General features: G+C 64.2%; 26 protein-coding genes and 1 tRNA gene. 20 read left to right on the top strand and 7 right to left on the bottom strand.

Annotated features, from left to right (window positions below; genetic code table 11):
* Positions 1-27 precede the first annotated feature (27 nt).
* A complete protein-coding gene (locus tag H4V99_RS04810) occupies positions 28-315 on the top strand; it encodes a DUF3039 domain-containing protein (RefSeq protein ID WP_280676006.1) in 288 nt (95 codons plus the stop codon).
* Positions 316-327: 12 nt separating this feature from the next.
* Here the strand turns inward: H4V99_RS04810 and H4V99_RS04815 are convergent, their stop codons facing one another.
* Positions 328-1,653 carry a nicotinate phosphoribosyltransferase gene (locus tag H4V99_RS04815; protein ID WP_280676008.1) on the bottom strand — a complete coding sequence of 442 codons (1,326 nt, stop codon included), beginning with the start codon at positions 1,651-1,653 and terminating at the stop codon, positions 328-330.
* A gap of 62 nt (positions 1,654-1,715) precedes the next feature.
* Between H4V99_RS04815 and murI the strand changes: the two genes are divergently transcribed.
* Genes murI through rdgB form a run of 3 tightly spaced genes read left to right on the top strand, consistent with a single transcriptional unit; the run spans position 1,716 to position 3,910 of the window.
* Positions 1,716-2,585 carry a glutamate racemase gene (gene murI / locus H4V99_RS04820; RefSeq protein WP_280676010.1) on the top strand — a complete coding sequence of 290 codons (870 nt, stop codon included), beginning with the start codon at positions 1,716-1,718 and terminating at the stop codon, positions 2,583-2,585.
* The gene (rph, locus tag H4V99_RS04825) at positions 2,582-3,316 is read left to right on the top strand and encodes a ribonuclease PH (protein ID WP_280676012.1); all 735 of its coding nucleotides are present in this window, start codon (positions 2,582-2,584) and stop codon (positions 3,314-3,316) included. Before murI ends, rph begins: the two co-directional genes overlap by 4 nt.
* Positions 3,317-3,319: 3 nt before the next feature.
* Entirely contained in the window at positions 3,320-3,910 is a 591-nt protein-coding gene (rdgB, locus tag H4V99_RS04830) for an RdgB/HAM1 family non-canonical purine NTP pyrophosphatase (protein ID WP_280676014.1), read from the top strand.
* A gap of 135 nt (positions 3,911-4,045) precedes the next feature.
* Here the strand turns inward: rdgB and H4V99_RS04835 are convergent, their stop codons facing one another.
* Positions 4,046-5,440, bottom strand: coding sequence for an IS1380 family transposase (locus H4V99_RS04835; protein WP_280676016.1), 1,395 nt, complete (start codon positions 5,438-5,440; stop codon positions 4,046-4,048).
* Between the two features lie 202 nt (positions 5,441-5,642).
* Between H4V99_RS04835 and H4V99_RS04840 the strand changes: the two genes are divergently transcribed.
* Positions 5,643-6,557, top strand: coding sequence for a cation diffusion facilitator family transporter (locus tag H4V99_RS04840; RefSeq protein WP_280676018.1), 915 nt, complete (start codon positions 5,643-5,645; stop codon positions 6,555-6,557).
* A 21-nt stretch (positions 6,558-6,578) separates the two neighbouring features.
* Here the strand turns inward: H4V99_RS04840 and H4V99_RS04845 are convergent, their stop codons facing one another.
* Positions 6,579-7,316, bottom strand: coding sequence for a VTT domain-containing protein (locus tag H4V99_RS04845; protein WP_280676019.1), 738 nt, complete (start codon positions 7,314-7,316; stop codon positions 6,579-6,581).
* Between the two features lie 249 nt (positions 7,317-7,565).
* Between H4V99_RS04845 and H4V99_RS04850 the strand changes: the two genes are divergently transcribed.
* Positions 7,566-10,301, top strand: coding sequence for an AMP-binding protein (locus H4V99_RS04850; protein ID WP_280676021.1), 2,736 nt, complete (start codon positions 7,566-7,568; stop codon positions 10,299-10,301).
* Between the two features lie 9 nt (positions 10,302-10,310).
* Here the strand turns inward: H4V99_RS04850 and H4V99_RS04855 are convergent.
* Positions 10,311-10,392 (bottom strand) — tRNA-Leu (locus H4V99_RS04855).
* Between the two features lie 35 nt (positions 10,393-10,427).
* Positions 10,428-11,357, bottom strand: a complete 930-nt coding sequence (locus H4V99_RS04860) for a LysR family transcriptional regulator (RefSeq protein WP_280676023.1) — start codon at positions 11,355-11,357, stop codon at positions 10,428-10,430.
* A gap of 170 nt (positions 11,358-11,527) precedes the next feature.
* Here H4V99_RS04860 and H4V99_RS04865 point away from each other — a divergent pair, with 170 nt between their 5' ends.
* From H4V99_RS04865 to H4V99_RS04885, 5 genes are all read left to right on the top strand, one after another.
* Positions 11,528-12,934: an MFS transporter gene (locus H4V99_RS04865; RefSeq protein ID WP_280676025.1), complete on the top strand. Its 1,407-nt coding sequence runs from the start codon at positions 11,528-11,530 to the stop codon at positions 12,932-12,934.
* A 37-nt stretch (positions 12,935-12,971) separates the two neighbouring features.
* Positions 12,972-13,772, top strand: a complete 801-nt coding sequence (locus H4V99_RS04870; RefSeq protein ID WP_280676027.1) for a 3-hydroxybutyrate dehydrogenase — start codon at positions 12,972-12,974, stop codon at positions 13,770-13,772.
* Between the two features lie 108 nt (positions 13,773-13,880).
* The gene (locus H4V99_RS04875) at positions 13,881-15,113 is read left to right on the top strand and encodes an ATPase, T2SS/T4P/T4SS family (RefSeq protein ID WP_280676030.1); all 1,233 of its coding nucleotides are present in this window, start codon (positions 13,881-13,883) and stop codon (positions 15,111-15,113) included.
* Positions 15,110-15,973: a type II secretion system F family protein gene (locus tag H4V99_RS04880; RefSeq protein ID WP_280676031.1), complete on the top strand. Its 864-nt coding sequence runs from the start codon at positions 15,110-15,112 to the stop codon at positions 15,971-15,973. The genes H4V99_RS04875 and H4V99_RS04880 overlap by 4 nt, the downstream gene beginning before the upstream one ends.
* A 118-nt stretch (positions 15,974-16,091) precedes the next feature.
* A complete protein-coding gene (locus tag H4V99_RS04885) occupies positions 16,092-16,988 on the top strand; it encodes a type II secretion system F family protein (RefSeq protein ID WP_280676032.1) in 897 nt (298 codons plus the stop codon).
* Between the two features lie 65 nt (positions 16,989-17,053).
* On the opposite strand, the gene H4V99_RS04890 is transcribed toward H4V99_RS04885, so the two are convergent.
* On the bottom strand, positions 17,054-17,302 hold the full coding sequence (locus H4V99_RS04890; RefSeq protein WP_280676034.1) for a hypothetical protein: 249 nt from the start codon (positions 17,300-17,302) through the stop codon (positions 17,054-17,056).
* A gap of 41 nt (positions 17,303-17,343) precedes the next feature.
* Entirely contained in the window at positions 17,344-17,793 is a 450-nt protein-coding gene (locus H4V99_RS04895; RefSeq protein ID WP_280676036.1) for a hypothetical protein, read from the bottom strand.
* A gap of 125 nt (positions 17,794-17,918) precedes the next feature.
* Here H4V99_RS04895 and H4V99_RS04900 point away from each other — a divergent pair, with 125 nt between their 5' ends.
* From H4V99_RS04900 to H4V99_RS04940, 9 genes are all read left to right on the top strand, one after another.
* Positions 17,919-18,140 carry a helix-turn-helix transcriptional regulator gene (locus tag H4V99_RS04900; RefSeq protein ID WP_280676038.1) on the top strand — a complete coding sequence of 74 codons (222 nt, stop codon included), beginning with the start codon at positions 17,919-17,921 and terminating at the stop codon, positions 18,138-18,140.
* 227 nt (positions 18,141-18,367) lie between these two features.
* Positions 18,368-18,646, top strand: coding sequence for a hypothetical protein (locus tag H4V99_RS04905; RefSeq protein WP_280676040.1), 279 nt, complete (start codon positions 18,368-18,370; stop codon positions 18,644-18,646).
* A 133-nt stretch (positions 18,647-18,779) separates the two neighbouring features.
* Entirely contained in the window at positions 18,780-18,983 is a 204-nt protein-coding gene (locus tag H4V99_RS04910; RefSeq protein ID WP_280676042.1) for a hypothetical protein, read from the top strand.
* Positions 18,980-19,363 carry a hypothetical protein gene (locus tag H4V99_RS04915; RefSeq protein ID WP_280676044.1) on the top strand — a complete coding sequence of 128 codons (384 nt, stop codon included), beginning with the start codon at positions 18,980-18,982 and terminating at the stop codon, positions 19,361-19,363. Before H4V99_RS04910 ends, H4V99_RS04915 begins: the two co-directional genes overlap by 4 nt.
* Positions 19,360-21,165 carry a bifunctional DNA primase/polymerase gene (locus H4V99_RS04920; protein WP_280676046.1) on the top strand — a complete coding sequence of 602 codons (1,806 nt, stop codon included), beginning with the start codon at positions 19,360-19,362 and terminating at the stop codon, positions 21,163-21,165. The genes H4V99_RS04915 and H4V99_RS04920 overlap by 4 nt, the downstream gene beginning before the upstream one ends.
* A gap of 463 nt (positions 21,166-21,628) precedes the next feature.
* Entirely contained in the window at positions 21,629-21,994 is a 366-nt protein-coding gene (locus H4V99_RS04925) for a hypothetical protein (RefSeq protein ID WP_280676047.1), read from the top strand.
* A gap of 48 nt (positions 21,995-22,042) precedes the next feature.
* Entirely contained in the window at positions 22,043-22,612 is a 570-nt protein-coding gene (locus tag H4V99_RS04930; RefSeq protein ID WP_280676048.1) for a hypothetical protein, read from the top strand.
* A gap of 417 nt (positions 22,613-23,029) precedes the next feature.
* Positions 23,030-23,212, top strand: a complete 183-nt coding sequence (locus H4V99_RS04935) for a hypothetical protein (RefSeq protein ID WP_280676049.1) — start codon at positions 23,030-23,032, stop codon at positions 23,210-23,212.
* Complete coding sequence (locus H4V99_RS04940; RefSeq protein ID WP_280676050.1) at positions 23,209-23,853, top strand: recombinase family protein; 645 nt, start codon at positions 23,209-23,211, stop codon at positions 23,851-23,853. Before H4V99_RS04935 ends, H4V99_RS04940 begins: the two co-directional genes overlap by 4 nt.
* The last annotated feature ends 10 nt before the right edge of the window (positions 23,854-23,863 follow it).

Consider the following 23,863-nt stretch of genomic DNA (forward strand, 5'->3'; position numbering starts at 1 on the left):
TCGGCGCGCGCGGTTTACACTGGAGTCATGACTGATATCTTCCGTGCGAGCAGTGTCGAACCCGGTCAGCCCGGGGGTGGAATCTCCACCCTTGATCGTGAGCTCGAAGAGCTGCTGAACCAGGAGCAGATTGAGCCGGGCGACCACGAGCGCTTCTCGCACTACGTGCCCAAAGACAAGATTTTGGAGTCGGCCATCACGGGCAAGCCGGTGAAGGCACTCTGTGGCAAGAAGTGGCTGCCGGGTCGCGACCCGGAGAAGTTTCCGGTGTGCCCCACCTGTAAGGCCATCTGGGAGAAGATGAAGGACAAGTAGCTCTCTGCGCGGTTACCGGTAGGTCGTAGGAATCACGGCATCGCCGCGGCCCAGTCGGAATGCTTCGATCGGCAACTCTCTCATCACTGTGGCGCAGTGTGCTCGTGCGAGCTCGGTGCCCGCGGCACCGGTGAATCGCTCGGTGAGAACGCCGTCTGCGATGAGTGGAACGAGCAGTGGGCGGTCCCGTGCGGTGCCCGCTTCTGCATCCGCCGGTGCTGCGGCCGGCCCCGCTCCCAGCAGCACAACCTCTTCACGTGCCGTACCGTGCTCGTCAATGCGGCGGATCGCGTTCTTCCGGCCACCAATGGAGGTCTTCGAGACCGATGTCTTGGCCACCGAGATCCACTCGGCATTCGGACTGCGATGGGCCACCAGTTTGTAGACCAGGCCGGCGGCGGGTTCGCCCGAGCCCGTCACAACGGATGTCCCCACTCCGAACGCATCAACCGGTGACGCTGAGAGGGCTGCGATCGAGAATTCGTCGAGATCGCTCGTCACGGTGATCGTGGTGTTCACCGCTCCGAGGGAGTCGAGCTGCGCTCGGGCGGCAGCCACGACCGTTGGCAGGTCTCCCGAGTCAATGCGAATCGCGCCGAGTTGCGGCCCGGCCACCTCCACCGCAAGAGCGATGCCACGAGGCACGTTGTACGTGTCGACAAGAAGCGTCGTTCCCGTTCCGAAGGCGGCCACCTGCGCGCGGAAAGCCTCCTCCTCGCTGTCGTGAAGCAGGACAAAAGAGTGCGCTGCCGTTCCCATCGTGGGGATGCCCCAGGTGCGGCCGGCTTCGAGGCTGCTGGTGGCGGAGAACCCGGCGATGTACGCGGCTCGGGCGGCGGCCACAGCGGCATGCTCACTCGTGCGGCGCGAGCCCATCTCCGCGATCGGTCGCCCGAGGCTCACGGACACCATCCGGGCGGCGGCGCTGGCCACCGACGTGTCGTAGTTGAGCACGCTCAGAATGATGGTCTCGAGCATGACGCCCTCGGCAAAGGTGCTCTCCACCTGCAGCAGGGGTGAGCCGGGGAAGTAGGCATCGCCCTCCTGATAGCCCCAAACGCTGCCGCGGAAGGCGTAGTTGGCGAGAAAATCCAGGGTGGGTCGACGCACAACCGCGTTCTCTTCCAGCCAGCTGAGTTCCGCGTCCTCGAACCGGAACTGACGGATGAGCTCCATCAGTCGTCCGGTACCGGCAACGATTCCGTAGCGTCGACCGGTGGGGAGGCGGCGGGCAAAGGCCTCAAACATGCACTCTAGATCGGCGCGCCCACTCTGAATCGCGGCGTCAACCATGGTGAGTTCGTAGCGGTCTGTGCGGAATGCGGGGGACAAGGTCACGGCACGAGCCTATCCGTCCGGGCCGATGACGGCGGGAGGTTGGGGCGACTAGGCTTGACCGAGTGACTGACGCACCGATTGGAATCTTCGACTCCGGAGTGGGCGGGCTCACGGTTGCGCGGGCCATCAAAGACCAGTTGCCCAACGAATCGCTGCTGTATATCGGTGATACCGCGCATTCGCCCTATGGGCCCAAGAAGATCGCCGACGTGCGGGGATTCGCTCTTGATGTGCTGGACGACCTCGTGGCTCAAGACGTGAAGCTCATCGTCATTGCGTGCAACACCGCATCCGCAGCGATGCTGCGTGATGCCCGCGAGCGCTACAGCGTGCCCGTGATCGAGGTGATCCAGCCGGCCGTGCGCCGTGCCGTGGGCACAACGCGTAACAAGCGAGTCGGCGTGATCGGTACCGAGGGAACCGTGAACTCACGGGCCTACAACGACGCTTTTGCCGCGGCCACGGACATCCGCTTGTTCAGCGCGGCCTGCCCGCGATTTGTGGAATTTGTGGAGGCGGGTGTGACGTCGGGCGCCGAGGTGCTTGCCGTCGCTGCGGAGTATCTTGCCCCCCTGCAAGAGGCCAACGTGGACACCCTCGTTCTTGGCTGCACGCACTATCCGTTTCTGCGGGGCGCGATTTCATATGTGATGGGTGACGCTGTCACGCTGGTATCCAGTGACACGGAAACGGCCAACGACGTGTACCGGGTCTTGGTGAGCCAGGGCCTCGAACGTCATAGCCGGTCGGCCCCAACCTACCGATATGAGGCCACGGGAGCGAGCGCCGACGATTTTCTCGAGCTGGCACATCGGCTCCTCGGGCCCGAGATCTCCCGGGTTAATTTGATTGAAACCGGCTCACTCAGCCTCGCCGACCTGAACGAATTCGCCGCACTGCACCCCCCAACCACTGTCAAGGAGAACCCATGAACGACGCTGTACGCATCGACGGACGCACCAATGATCAGCTGCGCCCCATCACCATCGAGCGCGGCTGGAGCGAGCAGGCGGAAGGTTCCGCACTGATCTCCTACGGCCGCACCAAGGTGCTCTGCACCGCGTCCTTCACCAACGGCGTCCCACGCTGGATGTCGGGCAAGGGCAAGGGCTGGGTCACCGCGGAGTATTCCATGCTCCCTCGCTCTACGAACTCTCGCATGGACCGTGAGTCGGTCAAGGGCAAGGTTGGTGGACGCACCCATGAGATCAGTCGTCTGGTGGGACGCAGCCTGCGCGCGGTCGTGGACATGAAAGCGCTGGGCGAAAACACCATCGTTCTTGATTGTGATGTTTTGCAGGCCGACGGCGGAACGCGCACCGCCGCAATCACGGGTGCCTACGTGGCTCTCGCCGACGCTCTGGCGTGGGGCCGCGAGAAGAAGTTCATCGCCCAGAAGGCGCAGCCCCTCACTGATAGTGTGTCAGCGGTCTCCGTGGGCATCATCGGTGGTGTGCCTATGCTCGACCTGGCATACACCGAAGACGTCCGTGCCGACACCGACATGAACGTGGTGGTCACCGGACGAGGCAAGTTTGTTGAGGTGCAGGGCACGGCCGAGGCCGCACCCTTTGACCGCACCGAGCTGGACACTCTGCTGGACCTCGCTCTGGCCGGTGCCATTACGCTCACCGAGTTCCAGAACCGCGCACTGGAAGGCTGAGCAATGCAGATCGTACTGGCTACGCACAACGCTCACAAGGTGGAGGAGCTGCGCCGCATCCTGGAGCCGCAACTGCCCGGTATTGAGGTTCTCGCCTACGACGGCCCCGAACCGGTCGAAGACGGGGCTACTTTCACCGCGAACGCACTGATCAAAGCACGGGCGGCCGCAAAACACACGGGCTTGCCGGCGATCGCCGACGATTCGGGAATCTGCGTTGACGTGCTGGGAGGTGCGCCGGGGATCTTCTCCGCCCGCTGGGCCGGCCCGGACCGCGACTCCGACCAAAACCTGCAGCTTCTGCTCTGGCAACTCAGTGACATGGCTGATGAACACCGCGGTGCGAACTTCACCTGTGCGGCAGCCCTCGCCCTACCGGACGGCACCGAGCACGCTGTGGTGGCCGAGTGGCCGGGGCAGCTGCTGCACGAGCCCAATGGCACCAACGGATTCGGTTACGATCCCATCTTCTTGCCCGACGGGTATGCCATTTCGGCGGCCGAGCTGTCGGCGCATGTGAAGAATCAGGTGAGCCACCGAGCCATGGCATTCGAAGCGCTCATCCCCGTGGTGCGTGAGGTCCTAGGCGCCTAAGCCTCGATCCACCGGTCTGCCTTGACTGATCGGCGTCACTGAATTCAGATCGTGGTTTTTGGTGGCGGGCAGGGCGAGGCTGCCGACCTTGCTGCCGGTGGTGTTCCAAGTCTTCGTTCGCCGGGTGGCTGGTGGTTAGGTGGCGGCGGTTTGCGGCGGGCCGCAGGCCGCCGCGAACGCGGTCGTCCATCCGGGTTTCCATGGCCAGTTGGCGGGGAGGTGCAGGGTGATCCTGCGTGCCGAGGTGGAGATGCGGGCGGGGATGCTGATGAGTTTGCGACGAATGGTGCCGCTGCGTGCCTTGCCGAGATCGCTGCCGGCCAGCGAACCAACGGCGCGCGAAAGGTTGAAGGCGATCGTGGCCAGCACGAGCCAGGCCGCGTTGGCCGTGAACACACCTGATGGCAGGTGCGCCAGCGCGCTGTCCTTAAGGTCGGCGTTAATCTGCTCGATGATGGCGTGCTGCCGGTGGGTCTGGTCCGCGGTGACAGTGTCCAGGTCGCTGGTGGTGAAGAACGCATGAAACCGATGCGTGTCAAACAGGGTCGGCTGCCCTTCGGTCGCCTTCTGATTCAGTTCCGGGATCCGGCGCACGACCAGGCGCCCCACGATGCGTTCGGCCTTCTTGCGCGAGCTGAACGCGGTGAACACGACTTCCGCGACCTCGGCGGACGATATCCACGCGCCGGTGGCCTCGTCCCGGATCGCATCGGTGTAGTTGATGGTCGTCCATTGGTCATCGGTGATCGTGCCGATGGCGCGCTTAACGGCCGGGTCCATGCGTGCCGTGATGGACACTTTTGCGCCAGCCCGGTGCGCGGCGGCGACGACCGCGTGCCCATAGAACGCGCTGTCCGCGCGCAGCAGCACGAGGCCGGTGGCCGTCTGGCTGCGGAGGCGTTTCACGGTGGCGAGGACATCCCCGACGAACTTTCCCGCGCCGCGCGGGGAACCTGCCGCGCCTTTCCGCAGCCGGGAGCCGACGATGATCGGTGCCGCCTGGGGTGTGGAGACGATGCCGATCAGAGCGTTCAAGCCGCGCACTCCGGAGTAGCCGTAACCGGAGCCTTGCTTCTGATATCCGTGGACTTCCTTGATCGTGTCGTCGATGTCCACAAGGGCATAGTCGTCGATGCCCGCCACGATCGGGGTGTGTGCGGCGACGTTGACCAGCCACCGCCAAGCGACGGCGTCCAACTGACGGACGTGACCAAACGTGAACGACCGCAGGAACGACCCCAACGTCGACGGGGCATACGTCCCGACGAAGAGTTTCTTCATCCCGCCGTGCCGCAGCAACGCCATGTCATCAATCGAATCGGCACCAGCGAGCATCCCCGCGACCAACGCGGTGACTTTCAACCCCGAGTTCGCGCCGAAGTACCCCGGCAAGGTCAGCCATGCATCGGCGAGGTCGCTGAGGCCGGTTTTCACCGCCAACGCCATCGCGGGGACAAGCCCCGCGGACGACACGAGATTCGTGTCGTCGAAGGTGGCTGACAAGCGGCTGGAACTGTGGAAAAGTTGCATCTACGAGATGCCTCTCGAATCGGTTGAAATGAACCCTAAGTAAGTTCTATTTTTCCTGATCCGAGTGGCATTCTCTGTTTAACGCGCCGCTACGACCCTAACTCGACCGGTGGATCGAGGCTAAGCGCGCACTGAGAACGGCACTCATTCCCAATTAGCGCCCCGACTGGCGATTGGGTCAGCGTGGACCTAACGTTGAGTTATGGGTCATGACCACGCGCACTCCTCGGAGTCGAATCGTACCCGGCTCACACTCGCCATCGGCATTATTGGCGTGGTTTTGCTCGTGGAAATCGTGGGTGCCGTTGTCAGCGGTTCGCTCGCATTGCTGGCCGACGCTGGCCACATGCTCTCTGACCTGCTCGGCCTGATTGTTGCCCTCACGGCAACGATCGTTGCGGCTCGGCCGGCCACAGATCGGCAGACCTTCGGCTATCAGCGTGCGGAGGTCTTCGGGGCGCTGATCAACGGGCTTATTCTGCTCGGGGTTGCCGTGTTCGTGGTGATCGGGGCGGTGAGCCGTCTGCTCGACCCGGCTGCCACGGAGGTTCTGGGCGGCCCCATGCTGATCGTGGCCATCATCGGTCTCGTCGCCAACATTGGGGCGCTGCTTCTGCTGCGCCCCGCCGCCGCTGGCTCGATCAACATGCGCGGGGCTTACCTGGAAGTGCTGGGCGACGCTCTCGGTTCGGTTGCCGTCATTATTGCCGCCACGATCATTCTGCTCACCGGGTTTGCCCCGGCCGATGCGATTGCCTCACTTCTCATTGCGGCGATGATCGTGCCGCGTGCCGTCGTGTTGCTGCGCGATGTGGTGCGCGTCTTCAGCGAATCGGCGCCCGCAGACACCGATGTGGCAGAGATTCGTCGGCACCTCGAGGAAACCACGGGCGTCCTGGCCGTGCACGACGTGCACGTGTGGGCGATCACGAGTGGCGCGCATGTCTTCAGTGCTCACATTGTGGTCGAACCTGAAGTGCTCGCCGACGGCCGGGCCGGCGCCCTCCTCGATGAGTTATCAGCCTGTCTCGCCACGCACTTCGATGTGGACCATTCCACATTTCAGCTCGAGCCCGCCGAACACGCTAGCCACGGGCACGATCACCTGCATCCCTGACCTGGCCCCGTCGTGCGGTCCTTACGCCTCGTGACGACCCTCGTGGTTCGTGGTGAATGTATCGGGATCAAGCGCGAGTGGCCCCGTGACCGGGGCGGCACCTCGTGCCGCACGGCGGGCTTTGACCGTGGACCGAACGTAGTGAAAGGTGGTGGGGATCAGCGTAACGATCACTGCGCCAATGAGGATGATGTCGATGTAGCTGGTCACGAACTCGGCAACCGGCGGTATGTACCCCAAAAGGTAGCCCACGCAAGTGAGCCCCGCGCCCCAGATCATGGCGCCAACCAAGTTGTAGAACGTGTACTTGCGGTAATTCATCTTGCCCACGCCGGCCGCAACTGGAGCGAAGGTGCGCACGACGGGAACGAAGCGGGCCATGATCACGGCCACGCCGCCAAAACGCACGAAGAACGAATTGGTGCGCTCCACATTCGCGATGCTGAACAGGCCGGATTCCTTGCGCTCAAACACGTGCGGACCAAATTTGTGACCAATGAAATATCCCACTTCGCCACCAAGAAAGGCGGAAAAGCCAATGGCCAGGGCAACCCACCAAATATCAATGGTGATGACTCCGGCCGCCGGAAAAGCCAGAAGGCCGGTAATCACCAGAAGCGTGTCTCCGGGCAGTAGGAATCCCACCAGCAGGCCCGTCTCGGCAAAAACGATGGCACACACCACGAGGAGGGCCCACGGTCCGGCCGAGTTAATGATCTGGGTCGGATCCAACCAAGGAATCAAAGCGGTAGGAAACACGGGTGATTACTCCAGTTGACGACGGGGCGCCGAGACGATGAAAGATACTGCGCCACAATAGCGCGTTTGCCCGGCAATATGCCGGAACCCAGACCTCCGGTTCGGGGCACGATGCACCGGTCGGGGCGTCGTGACGCGATGCCCGGCACGTGTCGGAGGGGAGACGCCGACCGCTGACCGCACTTAGGTTATGCTTACCTAAGTTCTTTTCGGGATTACTCCGTTTTTAGTTGAAAGTATCACCTCCTTATGCTCTCCACCGGCTCTGCTCGCGGCCTGGCTCTGCTCCGTGGCCGACCTTACGCGACGGCCCTCGTTGCTGACGGTGTCCGCATCAGCTACGCCGAACTGTCCCTGCTCATTCGCGAGTGCAAGGGTCAGCTCGGTGAGACCCGTCGCCTGGTAATGATTGCCGCGACGAACGCGCTCGAGCCGATCGTCACCTATCTGGCCGCACTGGAGGGCGGGCACCCGGTGTTGTTCGTCTCTGGGGGAGACGACGATGCGAGCCTGGCCCACAAAGCGGCCCTCATCGAGCGGTTCCGCCCCGATGTGATCGCCCAACACGGTCCGCATGGGTGGACGATGGAGGAGCAGAACCCCGGCAGTCGACACACCTTCCATCCGCAGCTCGCCATGCTCGCCAGCACGTCGGGGTCGACCGGGTCGCCGAAGCTCGTGCGCCTCTCCGTCGAGAATGTGCGCAGCAACGCCGCGTCCATCGGTGACTACCTGCGACTCGAACCGAGCGATCGCGCGGCAACGACGCTACCGCTGCAGTATTGCTACGGGCTGTCCGTGGTCAACAGTCATCTGCTCGCCGGTGCGAGCGTCCTGCTCACGGAGCGGTCGGTGACGGATGATGCGTTCTGGCAGGAGGCATCCGCTCATCAGATCACGTCGTTTGCCGGTGTGCCGTACACCTTCGAGATGCTCGAGGCCAGTGGCTTTGCCGAGCGCTCGGTACCCAGCCTGCGCTACCTCACCCAGGCCGGTGGACGACTTGCTCCGGAGCTGACGCGTCGCTTCGCCCGGCTCGGTGATGAGCGCGGATTCACGCTGTTCGTGATGTACGGCCAGACGGAAGCCACAGCGCGGATGGCCTATTTACCTCCGGAGCTCATCGCTACCGCCGCCGGGGCCATCGGTCGACCAATTCCCGGTGGCCGTTTCCGCATCGATGCCAGCGGCACCGCCGATCCGAAGGGGAACATGGGGGAGCTCGTCTACGACGGGCCGAACGTGATGCTCGGCTACGCCGAGACACCGGCAGATTTCGCACTCGGTCGCACCGTGCACGAATTACGCACGGGAGACCTTGCGCGCCACCGGGACGATGGGCTGTATGAGATCGTCGGGCGGATGAATCGCTTCGTCAAGATTTTTGGATTACGGGTTGACCTTGACCGCATTGAGCGGCTTCTTGGCGACGAGGGACTTGAGGTGCGCGTCGCCACCGCCGACGAACGACTGCTCCTCTTCGCCACCTCCGATCGCACCGCGCAGCGGGCACGCGAGCGCGCCGCTGCGCTCGTGGGTGTGCCCACCCACGCCATCCGCGCATACGCTGTGGAGCAGTTTCCGCGCACCTCGAACGGCAAGCCCGACACGGCCGCGCTCGTGCGATTTGCCGGGCTGCAGGATCGTGCCGCTGCCGCTGCCGCTGCCGCATCGAGCATGGCGCCCGGCGCGACCGGTCACCGTGGTGCAGCGGTCTCGCCGCAACACATTCGCGACCTGCTCGCCACGCTGCTGTCCCATCCTGAGGTCAGCGTGAATGATTCATTCGCCACGCTCGGCGGCGACTCCCTCAGCTACATTGAGGTGTCGCTTCGGCTCGAGGAAATGCTCGGTGATCTGCCCCGCGACTGGCCAACGCTCACCGCCCGGGAATTGGCGGCGATCGCCACCAACACGGTCGGTGACGCGACGGCTCGGACGGCTGCACGGCCCGCGCAGGATCCCGCCCCGGCCGCGAGTCCACGCCCTCGTCCCCGCCTGACGAACTTGGTGCGCCTGGAGACTCCCGCCGTGCTTCGAGCACTCGCCATCGTGCTCATCGTTGGCACTCACGCCGATCTTTTCTTTCTGAAGGGTGGCGCGCACCTGCTGCTCGCCGTTGCGGGATACAACCTGGCACGCTTCCAGCTCGCATCGGTGCCGGGGCAAGCGCGGGTCCGCCGGCTCGGGCGCAGCGCCGCGCAGCTCGCGGTACCGGCGGTGCTCTGGATTGGTGGGGTTGCGCTTCTGAACGGCCAGTACCAGTTCACTACTGTTCTGCTGGTGAACAACCTCGTGCCCGGCACTGGGCGGTGGAACGAGCAGTGGCAGTTCTGGTTCCTCGAGACGATACTGTGGACCCTCGTGGGCCTCGCCGTCCTGTTCGCTGTGCGTGCCGTCGACCGCGTCGAGCGGCGGTCACCGTTCGCCTTCGCCCTCGGCGGGCTCGCTCTCGCTCTGATCGTGCGCTTCGCGATCACCGGCATCCACGCCGAGTATGTCGAGCTCTACAGCGGGCCGATCATCGTGTGGCTCATCGCCCTCGGCTGGCTCGTTGCCCGTGCCAACACCACGGCCCGACGAGTTCTTGTCTCGATGATCGCGGTGCTGAGTTCGCTGGGATTCTTCGGTGACCCAACGAGGGAGGCAATACTCGCCGGAGGCATGCTGACGCTCATCTGGATACCGGCGATTCGCGCGCCCCGGTGGATGGTGCCGGTCATCGCCACGGTCGCAGGTGCGTCCATGTTCATCTATCTCACCCACTGGCAGGTCTACCCGCCGTTTGAGCAGACGGCACCCTGGCTCGGTACGCTGCTCTCGCTCATTGTCGGCATCATCACCTGGCGGGTCTACAGTCTGGCGCAGCAGCGTATCGCGCACACCCTGCGGGTGATCCGCAGGCGCAGGCAGGGCGTCGACAACGGCGCTCCGGCCACACCAGTGCTCAACGCGGCGGTGCACCGCGAGAGTGTGCTCCGATAACCACTACTGTGCGGGAGAGGGGACTTGAACCCCCACGCTCGAAAGCACAGGATCCTAAATCCTGCGTGTCTACCAATTCCACCACTCCCGCAATTACCCTGTCAGTCTACTTTCATTGCGGTGCCGTCACTGCGACACGGCTGCACCCATCAGCGCCGGGGCGTAGGCGGCCGTCTGTTGGCGGAGCGCGTTCACCACGGCGGCGACCGCGGGTTGGCGCAGGGATTCCGGTCGCAAGACCATCCAGTACGGGAGCTGCTCCTGAAAATCATCGGGGAGCAGGCGCACCAAGTCGGCGTGCTGGTCGCCCATGAAACACGGTAGAAAGCCGATGCCAGCCCCGGCCCGGGTGGCTTCCACGTGCACGAAGACATTGGTGGAGCTGAGTGAGTCGCGCATTTCGGGCACCAGCCGACGCGGTGCGTCCAGGTCGTCCACCTGCAACATCGAATCCACAAAGTAGACGAGCGGATGAGTGCAGAGCTCGGCCACACTCTGCGGGCTTCCGTTCGCGGCTAGATAGTCCTTCGACGCGTACATTCCGAGCATGTAATACCCGAGGCGAAACGCTTCCGCTCGGTGAACCTGCGGTTCGCCCACGACCACCTCAATGTCCAGGCCCGAGCGGTGCTGCAGCGCCCTGCGGGTCACCGTGACGATCTCCACCCGCAGCTGGGGATTCGCGCGTTGCAGAGCGGCGACGGCCGGGGCCGCAATGTAGGCGCTGAAGCCATCCGTGGCGGAGAGCCGCACCACGCCGGACAGCTGGGGTGGTGCTCCGAGGGGCAACGCGAGCAGGCGCACGGCGGATTCCACATTCTCGGCAGCCGCGGCGGCGCGGGCGCCCAGGTCGGTGAGTTCCCAGCCGCCCACGGTTTTGGAGAGCACCCGGCCGTCGAGCACCTTCTCAAGGGCGGTGATGCGGCGGGAGACCGTGGTGTGGTTCAGGCCCAGGCTCTCGGCCGCCAGAGTGTATCTTCCGGTGCGCGCCACCGCGAGCAGAACCAGAAGGTCGTCGGGGTTCGGCGTCGACGGTGACGCGGAAGGAATGGTCATATCTGCAATTATGCACACGGCGTGTGTCGAGTTGGTTCTTGTTGCACGCCGGGGCGACCGGAATACTCGGGAAAGGCATCCGCTGTGAACGCGAACGCCACCACTCACCCTGAGCCGGCCTCTGAGCCGGTGAACGAGGTGTCAGAGACGACACTGAAGGAGACACTGACATGAGCGTCAATCAGAAAACTGGGGGCCCGCAGCCCGGTATGACGGGCAGCGGGGCCGGTGACGGCACCGAAACCTCCGGGCTCAAGAAGATTGTGGCCGCGTCGATGGTGGGAACCGTCGTGGAATGGTACGAATTTTTCCTTTACGCCACCGCTGCGAGCCTGGTGTTCGGCACCCTGTTCTTCCCGAATGCCGGCAGCGAACTGGACGGCATCATCGCCGCATTCCTCACCTACGCGGTGGGCTTCATTGCACGCCCACTCGGGGGAATTGTCTTTGGTCAGATTGGCGACCGCCTCGGGCGCAAACACACGCTGCAGGTGACGATCATCATGGTGGGTGTGGCCACATTCCTCATGGGCTGCCTGCCCGGCTTTGACACCATCGGCTACTGGGCTCCCGCGCTTCTCGTGGCGCTGCGCTTCATTCAGGGCTTCGCCGTGGGTGGTGAGTGGGGCGGCGCCGTGCTGCTCGTGGCCGAGCACAGCCCGAACGCGTCGCGCGGATTCTGGTCCAGCTGGCCGCAGGCCGCCGTGCCGGTGGGAAATCTGCTTGCCACCCTCGTGCTGCTCACCATGAGCTCGCTGCTTCCGCCCGACCAGTTCCTCAGCTGGGGCTGGCGCGTGGCATTCTGGCTCTCGGCCATCATTGTGGTCATCGGCTACTACATTCGCACCCACGTGAGTGAAGCGCCGATCTTCCTCGAGGCCCGCGCCCAGGTCGAGGCCGAGAAGGCCGTGAGCTCCGGCGTGCTCGAGGTTGTGCGCCAGTACCCGCGCGGAATCCTGGGTGCGATGGGCCTGCGTTTTGCCGAAAACATTCTGTACTACATCATCGTGAGCTTCTCGATCGTGTACCTCGTAGTGGTGCACAAGTACGACACCAGCCAGCTGCTGCTCGCACTGCTGATTGCGCACATTGTGCACTTCCTCGTGATCCCGCAGGTCGGACGCCTCTCGGACCGCATTGGACGCAAGCCCGTGTATCTCGCCGGTGCCGTTCTGGGATCCACCTGGGCCTTCTTCGCCTTCCCGCTCTTTGACACACTCAACCCCGCGTTGATCGTGCTGGCCATCACCGTGGGGCTGTGCTTCCACGCGCTCATGTATGCCGGCCAGCCCGCCATCATGAGCGAAATGTTTCCGACCCGCATGCGGTACTCGGGAGTGTCGCTCGGGTACCAGGTCACCTCCATCCTTGCGGGGTCGATGGCGCCCATCATTGCCGCGGCCCTGCTGCAGAAGTACAACTCGTGGGTGCCGGTGGCCCTCTACATCATGATTGCCTGCGCCATTACGGTCGTCGCGGTGCTCACGCTCAAGGAGACCAAGGGCGCCTCGCTGCGCGACATCGACGCCGTTGATGCACGCAAGCATGGACTGCCCGCGGCCGTGCCGCTGAGCTAGACCGCCGCATCCGCTGAACGAATTGGAAAGATGACTCATGACTGACACACTGCAGAGCCCACTCGCGGCCCACCGTTCCGGCCCGCTGGCGGGCAAGCGTGCCCTGGTTACCGGGGGAGCGAGCGGCATCGGTGCGGCAATTGCCCGGTCGCTCTCCGACCAGGGGGCCCACGTGGTCGTAGCCGATATGGACACTCAGGGGGCCGCCGCGCTCGCCGAGGAGCTCGGCGGCTCCAGCTGGGCCGTCAACCTGCTACGGACAGAGGAACTGCGCGAGCAGGGTCTGGCGGCGGCCATGGACGGTGTGGATATTCTCGTGAACAACGCGGGGATTCAGCGGATCAGCCCCATTCAGGACTTTGACCCGGCTGATTTTCGGCGCATCCTGTCGCTCATGCTGGAGGCACCGTTTCTGCTGATTCGAGCCGCCTTGCCGCAGATGTACGAGCGCAATTTTGGGCGCATCATCAACGTGTCGTCGGTACACGGTTTGCGGGCCTCGCCGTTTAAGGCGGCGTACGTGTCGGCCAAGCATGGACTGGAAGGGCTGTCGAAGGTGACCGCACTGGAAGGTGGAGAGCACGGAGTGACCAGCAACTGTGTGAGTCCGGGGTATGTGAACACGCCGCTCGTTCAGAAGCAGATCGCCGACCAGGCGCGGGCGCACGGGATTGCGGAGTCGGAGGTGCTGAGCAGGATCATGCTCACCGAGAGTGCGATCAAGCGCCTGGTGGAACCCGCCGAGGTGGGTTCCCTCGTGGCCTGGCTGGCGTCGGATCACGCTGCCATGGTCACCGGCTCGAGCTACACGATGGATGGCGGTTGGTCGGCCCGCTAGCTCGAGCGCGGCGCGTGTTCGCGCGCAATCTCGGGGCGTGACTCGTGTGGCGCGAACGGGGCTGTGGATAACTCGGAACCGGGTATCGAAGTGGGGCAGTATGCACCCATGACTGAGGCCGTTCGCATCATTACCGAGCAGGTGCGCCTGCGAGTGCGCCTCGATGGCGTTGATCTGTCGGCCGATAATGCGCTGGCCGAACAGTACGTGCGCGACGAGGTGCGGCGCTACAGCGAGCGGGCGCTCGGCGGGTCGCTGCCGCTGCTCCCCGATGAGCACCAGGCCACCCGGGAGGTTGTGGCGTCGCTCACCGGGTTTGGTGTGCTGCAGCCCTTCCTTGACGATCCCGAGATCGAGGAAATTTGGATAAACGGTCCGGCGCGCATCTTCGTGGCACGCGACGGCGTACCGGAACTCACGCCGATGCTTCTCACCGAACGGGAGGTACGCGACCTGGTTGAGCGGATGCTGCAGGCATCCGGTCGTCGAGTTGACCTGTCGTCTCCGTTTGTCGATGCGTCCCTCCCCGATGGGTCGAGGCTGCATGTGGTGATTCCCGACATCACGCGCAAATTCATGGCCGTGAACATTCGCAAGTTCACCCGTCGCATTCACGATCTCAACCAACTCGTGGCGCTCGGGTCACTCACTGCGCAGGCCGCCGAGTTTCTGCGCCTGTGCGTGCTCTCGGGTCAGAACATTCTCGTGTCGGGGGCAACGCAGGCCGGGAAGACCACTCTGCTCAACGCCCTGCTCTCGGCCACGCGGCCCACCGAACGCATTGTCACGGTCGAGGAGACCTTCGAACTCGACCTGAGCGCCCGCGACGTGGTGTCGATGCAGTGCCGGCAGCCGAGCCTCGAAGGTACCGGAGAGATCACGCTGCGGCGGTTGATCAAGGAGTCGTTGCGGATGCGGCCCGATCGGCTCATTGTGGGCGAGGTGCGAGAGGCCGAAAGCCTTGACCTGCTTATTGCGCTAAACAGCGGGCTGCCGGGGATGTGCAGTATCCACGCCAACAGTGCTCGGGATGCGCTCGGCAAACTCTCGACGCTGCCCCTGCTGGCCGGACGCAATATTGATTCGTCCTTCGTGTTGCCCACCGTGGCGGGCTGTATCGACATCGTGGTGCACTGTGAGATCGATCGGCATGGTCGCCGTCGGGTGACGGAGATTATTGCGCCGAGCGGGCAGCTGGCCGGGCCCGTGATCGAGGCCAGCCCGATCTTCCTGTCACCGAACGGGTATCTGGAGCCTACCGGCGGGCATCCCACCAAGCTCGCCAAGTTTCGTGCGAGTGGCCTCGACCCGGCTCTCGTGCTGCGGCAGGGAGCCGCATGATTCTCGTGCTCGGCTCTGTGCTCGGCGCAGGACTGCTTCTGGTTGTCTCACCACTGATGTGGCCCGCGGGCGTATCGACCGCATCCAGCGGCCCCACACTCACGGGGCATTGGCGCACGCTGCTGGCGCAGGCGGGACTGGGTGCCCTGCCGCTGGGGGTGTTCCTCGCCATCTGCGCGGTAATCGCACTCGCCGCGGCCGGTCTGGTTCAGGGGCTCTTCGCTATCCGGGTGCTCGCGGTCATTGCCGGACTTCTCGGCCTCATGCTGCCGGCGCTTGTCGTGGTGTGGCGGGCGCGGGCACGCCGCCGGGCAAACCGTACGGTGTGGCCCGATGTGGTGGATCATCTGGTGTCGGCGCTGCGCTCGGGGTTGGCGCTGCCCGACAGTGTGAGCAGTCTGGCACGCTCGGGTCCGGCGCCCACCCGCAGTGCGTTTGAGCAGTTCGAGAGTGAGTACCGCGCCACCGGCAACTTCACGTACTGCGTCGACGAACTGAAACGAAGTCTCGCCGACCCCATCGCCGACCGCGTTCTCGAGACGCTGCGCATGGCCCGAGAGGTTGGTGGCAGTGACGTGACTCTGGTGCTGCGAAACCTGGCGGCGTGGATTCGGCAGGATGCGGCCATCCGCTCGGAGGTTGAGGCTCGGCAATCGTGGATTGTGAACGCCGCTCGGCTGGGGGTGGCCGCACCGTGGATCATCCTGTTGCTGCTGGCCACCCGATCGGAGGCAGCCTTTGCCTACAACACGCCCGCTGGCAGTGCCGTGATCCTCGGCGGGCTGGTGATCTCGGTTGTGGCCTACCGGGTGATGATTGCGCTCGGACGTTTGCCGGAGGAACGCCGATGGTTTCGCTAGAGTGGCGGCGCCCCCGCAACTGGCCTGTGGATAACTGCGGTCGACGTGCCGGACCGGGGCATCATGCAGTCATGACCGATTTTGGCACCACGAGTCACGCGCAGCGCGGGTGCCGGCAGTGACCACCACAGTGGGGTGGGGCCTGTTGCTGGGGACAACCCTGGGGCTCGGGCTGTGGTCACTCGTGAGTCTCACTCCGCGGCTGAGTCGGCCTCGTTTGGCTGATCGGGTTGCCCCGTACATTCTGGACGTGTCGGCCGAAGCCCGGGCCTTCGTGGGTCGGGTCTCGGTCGACCCGATTCCGGTTCTCGGCACGTTGTTCTCGCCGCTGTTTAGCTGGCTCAAGCGTGGCCTGTCGAGCGTGCTTGGCGGGGCCGACACCATTGCGTTGCGTCTGCGACAGTCCGGTTCCACCCAGAGCGTCGACGAGTTCCGTTCGAGTCAGGTGATCTGGGGGCTCATCTCTCTGGCCGGGGGAGTGGTGATCACCGCTGCGTTACCCGCCGTTCGATCGTTCCCACTCGTCCTTCAGCTTGCCCTGCCGCTCCTCGCCGCGGCCGGCGGTGCGCTGACGCGGGAATGGGTGCTGCAGCGAGCCGCGACCGCCCGCCTCGCACGCATGCGCAGCGAGTTACCCACCATTCTCGAATTTCTTACCCTGTCGCTGTCGGCAGGCGAGGGCATCCTCGACTCCCTTCGTCGGGTGTCGGGAACCAGCTCGGGAGAGTTGTCCCGCGAGTTCGCGGGTGTCGTCGGCGAGGTGCATGCGGGGGTGCCGCTCTCGGTGGCGTTGCAGTCGCTGGCGCGGGGCATCCGTCTGCCCGAGGTGACGCGGCTCGTGGACCAGATCACAGGTGCCCTGGACCGAGGTTCCCCCCTTGCGGAGGTGCTGCGAGCGCAGGCTCAAGACGCCCGAGATCAGTCCAAGCGTGTGCTGCTGGAGATCGCCGGTAAAAAAGAGGTCGCGATGCTGGTGCCCAACAAAATTGTAAAAACGCACTACTACTGCCCATGAGGACGAACTGCGCGTGTTTTTGAGTGATCCACTGCGGACCTAGCCTGGGCCAGTCGTCGCGAAACTCAGTTGGCGACGACGGCGGGCGTCTGCGCCGTCTGGCGCAGGTCCGGCCCGTAGTGCTTGTTCCACCAAATGTTGTGCGCGCAGTATTGGCACTTCTTGTAGAACGGCAGGTAGATGAGCCCGATTCCCGCCGTGCAGATCGCAATCGTCCAGATGACAGTCATGCGCCCGATGTGCGCGCCTCCCTTCTCGCACGACTTGCAGTCAATACAACCCTTCTGGGCGTAGATGTTGAGGTGGTTGGACATAGGGCACCTTTCGAATGGATGTGACTCATACTCCGTGGGCTTCAGCCCTGGCAAATTTCGTCGGTAGCGAATCCTGACGGGTGATCGGCAGCGTTGTAGTTCGGCTCGTAGATGCTGACGTTGTCAGAGACTTCGACCCGGTTTGCAGCCGGGGAGCTGTCGCCAGCCTGTGTCGCATGGTCACAGATGTACAGCATCGCCTCGTTGGCGATCTGCTGCGCCTGCTCATTGGTTGTCTCTCTCGGCACGTATATCCCCGCCTTCCGCGCGGATATTTGAGCACTGTCCAAGGCAACGCCTGACCCGGTGAGGAAGGCCTCCAGATCGAGCGGGGCGGGCTGGGCGGCGGTCTCGGACGTGGCTGGCTCAGCCGGAACGTCCTGCGTTGACTGGGGTGTCCCAGACGGAGATCCGTCGCTGCTCGGGTTGATAACAGCGTTGACGCCGCCGACGACAACAGCCGCCGCGATAAGCCAAGCCCACCATTTCATGTACCACGGCTTCCTCGGCGTGGATGCTGAGGGCTGAGGTGACTGCTCGGGCATACGGGGCGCTCCTTTACTTATGTGACTCATAGTCCGTGGACTCATTGTCAGCTTAGCGTCAGCGTAGATACATGCCAGCCCCTACCCACCGCGCCGTCTTCGGTGCGCGCGTGCGCGAACTCAGGGTCGGACACGGCTGGTCACAGGAGGACTTCGCCCACCGTGCGAACCTTGACCGCACCTACGTTTCTGGTATCGAGCGCGGTCGGCGGAATCCGACGCTGGACATCATCCAGCGCCTCGCCCAGACGCTCGACGTGCCCGCCACTGACCTGTTCGCGGAGCACGCGTAGGGCCCGCAACGCAAGCCATGCCTGTCGCATCCGCCATCGGCCCTGAGCGCTCCCTCTCGGACCCAGCAGCACGCCCCGGTCCCGCCGTGCTAACCCGGCGGCCTAAGGGGGCAGCGGGACGCAGGGAGGGCGCAGCCGTGTCCGTTGCTGGGTGCAACTCGCCACCTGACCTGGGGTTTTCTTATAGGTTTGGCGCTGATGGGTGGGGGAGCGGCATAATAGTACACATGTCGTTCGTCGTCAAGCTCAGCTGCCGGGGCACCGCCATGCGTACGCACCCCCTGCGCACCGTGGCGGAGTTCCGCTACGAAGACGGATGGGCGCGCGTTCGCAGCGAAGGCCAGCTTGACACCGTGCAGGAGCCGACCGGGGACGTACGGCTACGGCATCGCTTCGAGTGCGGCCATGGCCGGTGCACGCGTGATGACGTCTACACGGCCGAACAGCTGTATCCTCTCCTTGACGAAGCTCGCAAGTGGGGTAACGCGGAAGTCCCCCTCGGCTGACGCCACACAGACTTATAACTGAACAGCAGTCCTCACGCCACGCTTGACGTGGATGGGGGCTTATAAGAAGGCTCCTCAGCGGGAACCTCACGTTTGGCACGCCCTGCGTGCTACCTCGCTGAGGAGCTTTTCCGTGTCCCTTACCCCGAATCAGGCGTCGGCTTATGTTGCCGTTGCCGTGAGAGTCCATGACCCCGAGAGGGAAGTTACTGCCCGGCGCAACCTGGCCGAAGCCAAGATCGCCGCTGCCATCGAGCGTGCGCTAGCCGCCGCGCCCCCGCTCACCCCTGCCCAGACCAAGCGCCTGTCGGGCCTCCTGCGGGGAGGTCAGCGATGACCCGCCATTGGATCGCAGCCGATTACCCAAGCAAGCGAGGACTGTCACGGTCTGATGCCATGCGCGTGCTGAGCAACGGCCCTGACCCTAAGTGGTTCGAGCCGTGGGCATCACACGGAGTCCTGCTCCCCGGCGTGGCCGAGCGCAACTCCAGGTATGGATATGTCCACATTGTTGGCGGCACCGAGGGGCCGTACCAGTATGACGTCCACCTGTTCGGGGACCGGGAGGGACTCAGCTGGAGCCTGGAGCACCTGCATGAGGATCACCCCCGGTGCGGCGACGAGTGCCACGGCCTGTTCTACTTCACAGCGGATGAGCCTATCCGCCTGCGACTGGTAGTTGAAGCGGACGAGGAAGACGGCGAGGTGACCAGTTGAGCACCCTCGACATCGCCCTCAGCCTGGCTGCGGTTGGGTGGTATGTGTTCCCATGCTCCGCCAAGGGCAAGCCTCGCGTCCGCTGGGGTGAAGAGGCCACTACCGACCCGGCAACCATCAACAGATGGTTCCAGCGGGATGAGCGCATCGGTGTCCACTGTGGGCGCAGTGGTCTGCTCGTGGTGGACCGTGACAACAAGGACGGCCGTGACGGCTTTGCGAGTCTCGAACTGGCGGGCATCAGGCTGCCAGCGACCATGCACTACACCAGCCGCAGCTGCAACGGCAGGCACGACGTGTTCGCGGCCCCGGCAGGTGTCGACTGCACCATCGCCTCAGACGTCCTCGGTATGCCCGGTGTGGACATTCGTGCGGGCGTCGGGATGGTGATCTACAACGGGTCAGTGCTCGCTGAGGCCCCGAGCCTCACCCCGGCCCCAGCGTGGGCCATTGTGCACCACAAAAAGACCGCCTACTCGTCCAGGGTGTCGCTGGAGGAGTGGCTGGCGGAAGAGCGTAGCTCGGAGCCGAGCACCAAGGCGCGCAAGCTGGCCGAGGCAGTGCCGCTCGAAGGTGTTGGCAACGCCAAGCTGCTCAGTCTGATCACACCCCTCGTGGACGACTTGATGTGGGGTAATGGGCGTCGGCAGGCGTACGACGTCGCCCGTGAGCGGTACATCCGCAACTACCCCGATACGGGCGAGGCGTTTGATCAGGCGTGGATGAAGGCTACCGCTCGGGTGGAGTCCGACTTGGACGCGGTGATGCAAGAGCCGCCAACCGAATATGAGCCCACCGCTACACGTGAGGAGCCGGACGGTGACGACTCCTCCCAAGACCTGTACGTCGATGTAGCCACCGTGCTGAGCGGTTCCCAGCACAGGCCCAAGGCGACCGTCGCTCTCCGCACAGATGGTCAGGGGCTGTTCTACCGAGGCAAGGTAAACACGCTGGTTGGTGACCCTGAGTCAGGCAAGACGCTGATCGCAGCTTGCGTAGCCGCTGACGTGCTGGCCTCGGGGGGAAGCGTGCTGTGGCTCGACCTTGACCACAACGGAGGCAGTGACTTGGTGTTGCTGCTGACAGGGTTCGGCGTCCAGAACAGTGTGCTCATCAACCGTGCCAGGTTCCGCATCGCCTCCGAAGTGCTGGATGACCAAGCAGACGTAATGCGAGCAGTAGCCGATGCAGCGGAGTGGGGGCCGGATTACGTCGTCATTGACAGCGTCGGCGAGCTGCTGCCCTTGTTCGGGGCATCCAGCGACTCGGCTGATGACTTCACCGGAGTGAACCGTCAGGTGGCGGCAAAGCTGGCGACCCACGGGGCCTGTGTCGTCACGATCGATCACCTTGCGAAAGGGCATGACTCCCGGGCGTATGGGGCCTCGGGGACGATGGCAAAGAAGCGCGCTTCCAACGGTGCCTATTACGAAGTGCAGACCGTCATCGCCTTCACGCCGTCAGGCGGTGGCCGTGCCGACTTGCGGATCGTGAAGGACCGACCGGGCAACATCCGCGACAACTCCCCGCGCGAGGGCAAGCGCCCCAGGGCAGCGAGCTTCTCGCTGGGCAGGGATAACCGAGATCAGCCACAGTGGAAGTTCTACGCGCCGGAGGAAGCGCCCGTAAAGCCACCAACGAGAACGCTAGAGGTACAGGTCGTGGAGACCGACGTGGACAAGCTTCGTGCGCTGAACCCACCGCCTATCTCCAAGCGTGACGTCATGGCCCGCATGAAGTGGGGCGGTCCACGTGTGCTGGATGCGCTGAGGCAGTACAGGGAGGCGATGGCTGATGCCTGAGCTTGCCCCCGCGCGATCTGCTTTGCTCGCGACTATCAGTGCCCGGACTGCAACGCCCGCACCCGCCTTGAGGTGGACACATTCGGCTTGCACCACCTGATCGTCGTTCACGACGATACCTGCCCGTGGCTCTGCACGAGAGGAGGGAGCTAATGACTGGGTACCACTAGTACCGGGCCGGGTCCACCCATGTCGGCGGTGGCAGCGGTACCGGCGGTACCCCCTTTAAAAGGGGGGGGTACCGCCAGTACCACGCCACCTTTTCCGCGCCCCCATAGGAAAAAACCGGTACCCGGGGCGGTACTGGTACCGCTTGGCCGGTACCGCTTGGCAGCGCCGCAAGGCAGCGATCGAAGGAGCCCCTCATGACCAAAAAATCCCCGGCTTGTGTGGACAACCCACCCTGGCCTCGGGAAGATGCCCTTGACCTAACATCAACCACCGAACCTAGGAGGGCCGACTAATGGCAGGCAATGCTGACGCCGAGTGGGCAGCCCTGAACGCCTCACTGCGGGACTATACGCCTCCCTGCGACGGGCTGGAACTGTTCACCTCCGAGCAGCTGTCCGACGAGATATTCGCGGCGAACCCGCTCCGGCTGGCCGCGGGCGGTCAGTGGATCGAGGTCGCCCCGGAGGCGCTCGGATCTCAGGCCCCGGAGGGCGTCATCGCGGAGGTGCGCGAGCGCGTGTTCCAGCAGCTGATCGACGCGGGCGTGCCCGGAGCGGTGCGAGTGCGTGACGTGACCTGGCAAAAGGCAGGTGCTGACGGTGAAAACACGGGAGCGTGGATCACAAACGTCCGACCGGTCGTACTCTGCGTGCCATGAGCATCCTCCCGCTGCCACGGCGGCGCTGTTGTGCATTAGTTTGGTTTCATGACAGAAGGCGCGTATTGGGCAAGCAGGTTCGAGCACTATGACAACCAAGCGCGAGGGCTCCAGCAGAAGGCCTACGAACTAGTAGCCATAGGCCTTACCACCGTCGCTGCGCTATCGGGGGTGGCGATCTCGTACTCCCGGTACGAAGTGTTCGCGTTCGTTCCGATCATCTGCGTTCTCCTGTGGGCGATCGCTGGGCGGATGATCCATGAACATCTGCTTCTCAGCGCGTACCGAGACTTCGCCGAGGCACAAGCGGCAAAGTTGGCTACGACTTCCAGTTCATCGCTCGGTCTGTGGAGAAGTCAGGGCGGGAAGCTTGCTATGCGTGGTCCGGCGAACTATTACGTCTTCGCGGTCGTCATCGCCATCACACTAGGCCTAACGTTTGGCAGCCTCGGTTTCCTTTTCACCACCACTGCGGTTCCCCTCGGTTGGCTCATAGCCGAGACGATCACCGTCGGCATCGTACTGATTGCTGGCGCCGTGGTCTTCGTGACGGCCAGCAGTGACCATCGTTCGCTCGAGAAGCAGATGGATGTCGATCTCTCGCAGATTTCGCCTTAGCGACGTTCGTTGGCCGCCCTCAAGGTCCTCGGGCCACGCTCGTGGCCAATGGATAGAAGGCAACCTCTCCAACGGCATCACGTATCCGGCACCTTGATTTTCCTGACTGGGGACCGCTTGCGCTCCTCTGCATGGGCCGGCAGGGGGGGCGCTGTGGTGCGCCGCGACGCCCTCTCAGACGCCATGGCGTCCCAGGGTGGCCCCGGGTATCCCCGCGTTCTGCCGAGTCCTTGAGCGACGCCTCAGAGGCCCACGCCGAGGGGCCGACATCCGCGCGGCATCCCGGCTGAGCAACGGGGGAGGAGAGCGCGACCACGCAGGGCCTGGCCAAGAGCACGCGGTTTGCTCAAAGGGTCCCCTTGAGGCATAGTTCCTCATGTTCGAACAAATGTTCGACCACTCAAGGAGGACCGAAACATGCCCACAATGACACGACACCACATCACCACCGTGCCCCGCCAGGGCGGGTACGCCGCCCGCTGCGAGTACGAGGTAGACGGCGAGGTGCAACTGTGCAACATCACGTTCGGTGGGTTCCCCACCAGGACCGCCGCCCGCGAGGCCTGCAAGCAGGGCTGCCCGGAGACGGAGAACCGATGACCACGATGATCGGCTACCTGCGGGTGTCCACCGAGGAACAGGTCACCAGCGGACTCGGTCTGGCGGCTCAGCGCGACACCATCCAGCGCTACGCCGACGCGCACGGCTGGGACGTGATCTGGTACTTGGACGAGGGGCTCTCGGCTAAGTCGCTGGCCCGCCCCCAGTTGCAGGCCGCGCTCGCCCGATTGCACATCATCCCGAAGCGCCGCGACGTTGCAGGCATTGTCGTCGCCAAGCTTGACCGCCTGAGCCGCAGCGTGCACGACTTCTCGGGCATCTTGAAGCTCGCCGCTGTGCGCAAGTGGTCTGTCGTGGCAATCGACCTGGGTGTGGACACCAGCACGCCGACCGGCAAGCTCGTTGCCAACGTCATGATGTCGGTGGCTGAGTGGGAGCGCGAGGTCATCGGCGAGCGGACTTCTGTCGCCATGCAAGCCGCCAAGCGTCAGGGCAGGCACATGGGCCGGGTGTCTATACTCCCGCAGAGCACCGGCGACCGCCTGCGGTCCCTTCGAGCCACGCACACCCTCGCAGAGACCGCTGTGCAGCTCAATGCCGAGGGCCTACGCACCGCGACGGGCGAGCCGTGGTCCGCTAACACGGTGGCCAAAGTGCAGACGCGCCTGCTTGCCGCTTGAACACACCCGG

Origin of the sequence: Cryobacterium sp. CG_9.6, assembly GCF_029893365.1 — a bacterium.
In the GTDB taxonomy this organism is placed as follows: Bacteria; Actinomycetota; Actinomycetes; order Actinomycetales; family Microbacteriaceae; genus Cryobacterium.

What these genes read in the sequence shown, in the direction of transcription:
- H4V99_RS04870 (WP_280676027.1), top strand. Translation starts at nt 12,972, where the DNA reads ATGACTGACACACTGCAGAGCCCACTCGCGGCCCACCGTTCCGGCCCG.
- H4V99_RS04860 (WP_280676023.1), bottom strand. Translation starts at nt 11,357, where the DNA reads ATGACCATTCCTTCCGCGTCACCGTCGACGCCGAACCCCGACGACCTT.
- H4V99_RS04840 (WP_280676018.1), top strand. Translation starts at nt 5,643, where the DNA reads ATGGGTCATGACCACGCGCACTCCTCGGAGTCGAATCGTACCCGGCTC.
- H4V99_RS04905 (WP_280676040.1), top strand. Translation starts at nt 18,368, where the DNA reads ATGTCGTTCGTCGTCAAGCTCAGCTGCCGGGGCACCGCCATGCGTACG.
- H4V99_RS04880 (WP_280676031.1), top strand. Translation starts at nt 15,110, where the DNA reads ATGATTCTCGTGCTCGGCTCTGTGCTCGGCGCAGGACTGCTTCTGGTT.
- H4V99_RS04835 (WP_280676016.1), bottom strand. Translation starts at nt 5,440, where the DNA reads ATGCAACTTTTCCACAGTTCCAGCCGCTTGTCAGCCACCTTCGACGAC.
- H4V99_RS04925 (WP_280676047.1), top strand. Translation starts at nt 21,629, where the DNA reads ATGGCAGGCAATGCTGACGCCGAGTGGGCAGCCCTGAACGCCTCACTG.
- rph (WP_280676012.1), top strand. Translation starts at nt 2,582, where the DNA reads ATGAACGACGCTGTACGCATCGACGGACGCACCAATGATCAGCTGCGC.
- H4V99_RS04865 (WP_280676025.1), top strand. Translation starts at nt 11,528, where the DNA reads ATGAGCGTCAATCAGAAAACTGGGGGCCCGCAGCCCGGTATGACGGGC.
- H4V99_RS04935 (WP_280676049.1), top strand. Translation starts at nt 23,030, where the DNA reads ATGCCCACAATGACACGACACCACATCACCACCGTGCCCCGCCAGGGC.
- H4V99_RS04900 (WP_280676038.1), top strand. Translation starts at nt 17,919, where the DNA reads ATGCCAGCCCCTACCCACCGCGCCGTCTTCGGTGCGCGCGTGCGCGAA.
- H4V99_RS04850 (WP_280676021.1), top strand. Translation starts at nt 7,566, where the DNA reads ATGCTCTCCACCGGCTCTGCTCGCGGCCTGGCTCTGCTCCGTGGCCGA.
- H4V99_RS04940 (WP_280676050.1), top strand. Translation starts at nt 23,209, where the DNA reads ATGACCACGATGATCGGCTACCTGCGGGTGTCCACCGAGGAACAGGTC.
- H4V99_RS04890 (WP_280676034.1), bottom strand. Translation starts at nt 17,302, where the DNA reads ATGTCCAACCACCTCAACATCTACGCCCAGAAGGGTTGTATTGACTGC.
- H4V99_RS04895 (WP_280676036.1), bottom strand. Translation starts at nt 17,793, where the DNA reads ATGAAATGGTGGGCTTGGCTTATCGCGGCGGCTGTTGTCGTCGGCGGC.
- H4V99_RS04875 (WP_280676030.1), top strand. Translation starts at nt 13,881, where the DNA reads ATGACTGAGGCCGTTCGCATCATTACCGAGCAGGTGCGCCTGCGAGTG.
- rdgB (WP_280676014.1), top strand. Translation starts at nt 3,320, where the DNA reads ATGCAGATCGTACTGGCTACGCACAACGCTCACAAGGTGGAGGAGCTG.
- H4V99_RS04915 (WP_280676044.1), top strand. Translation starts at nt 18,980, where the DNA reads ATGACCCGCCATTGGATCGCAGCCGATTACCCAAGCAAGCGAGGACTG.
- H4V99_RS04810 (WP_280676006.1), top strand. Translation starts at nt 28, where the DNA reads ATGACTGATATCTTCCGTGCGAGCAGTGTCGAACCCGGTCAGCCCGGG.
- H4V99_RS04930 (WP_280676048.1), top strand. Translation starts at nt 22,043, where the DNA reads ATGACAGAAGGCGCGTATTGGGCAAGCAGGTTCGAGCACTATGACAAC.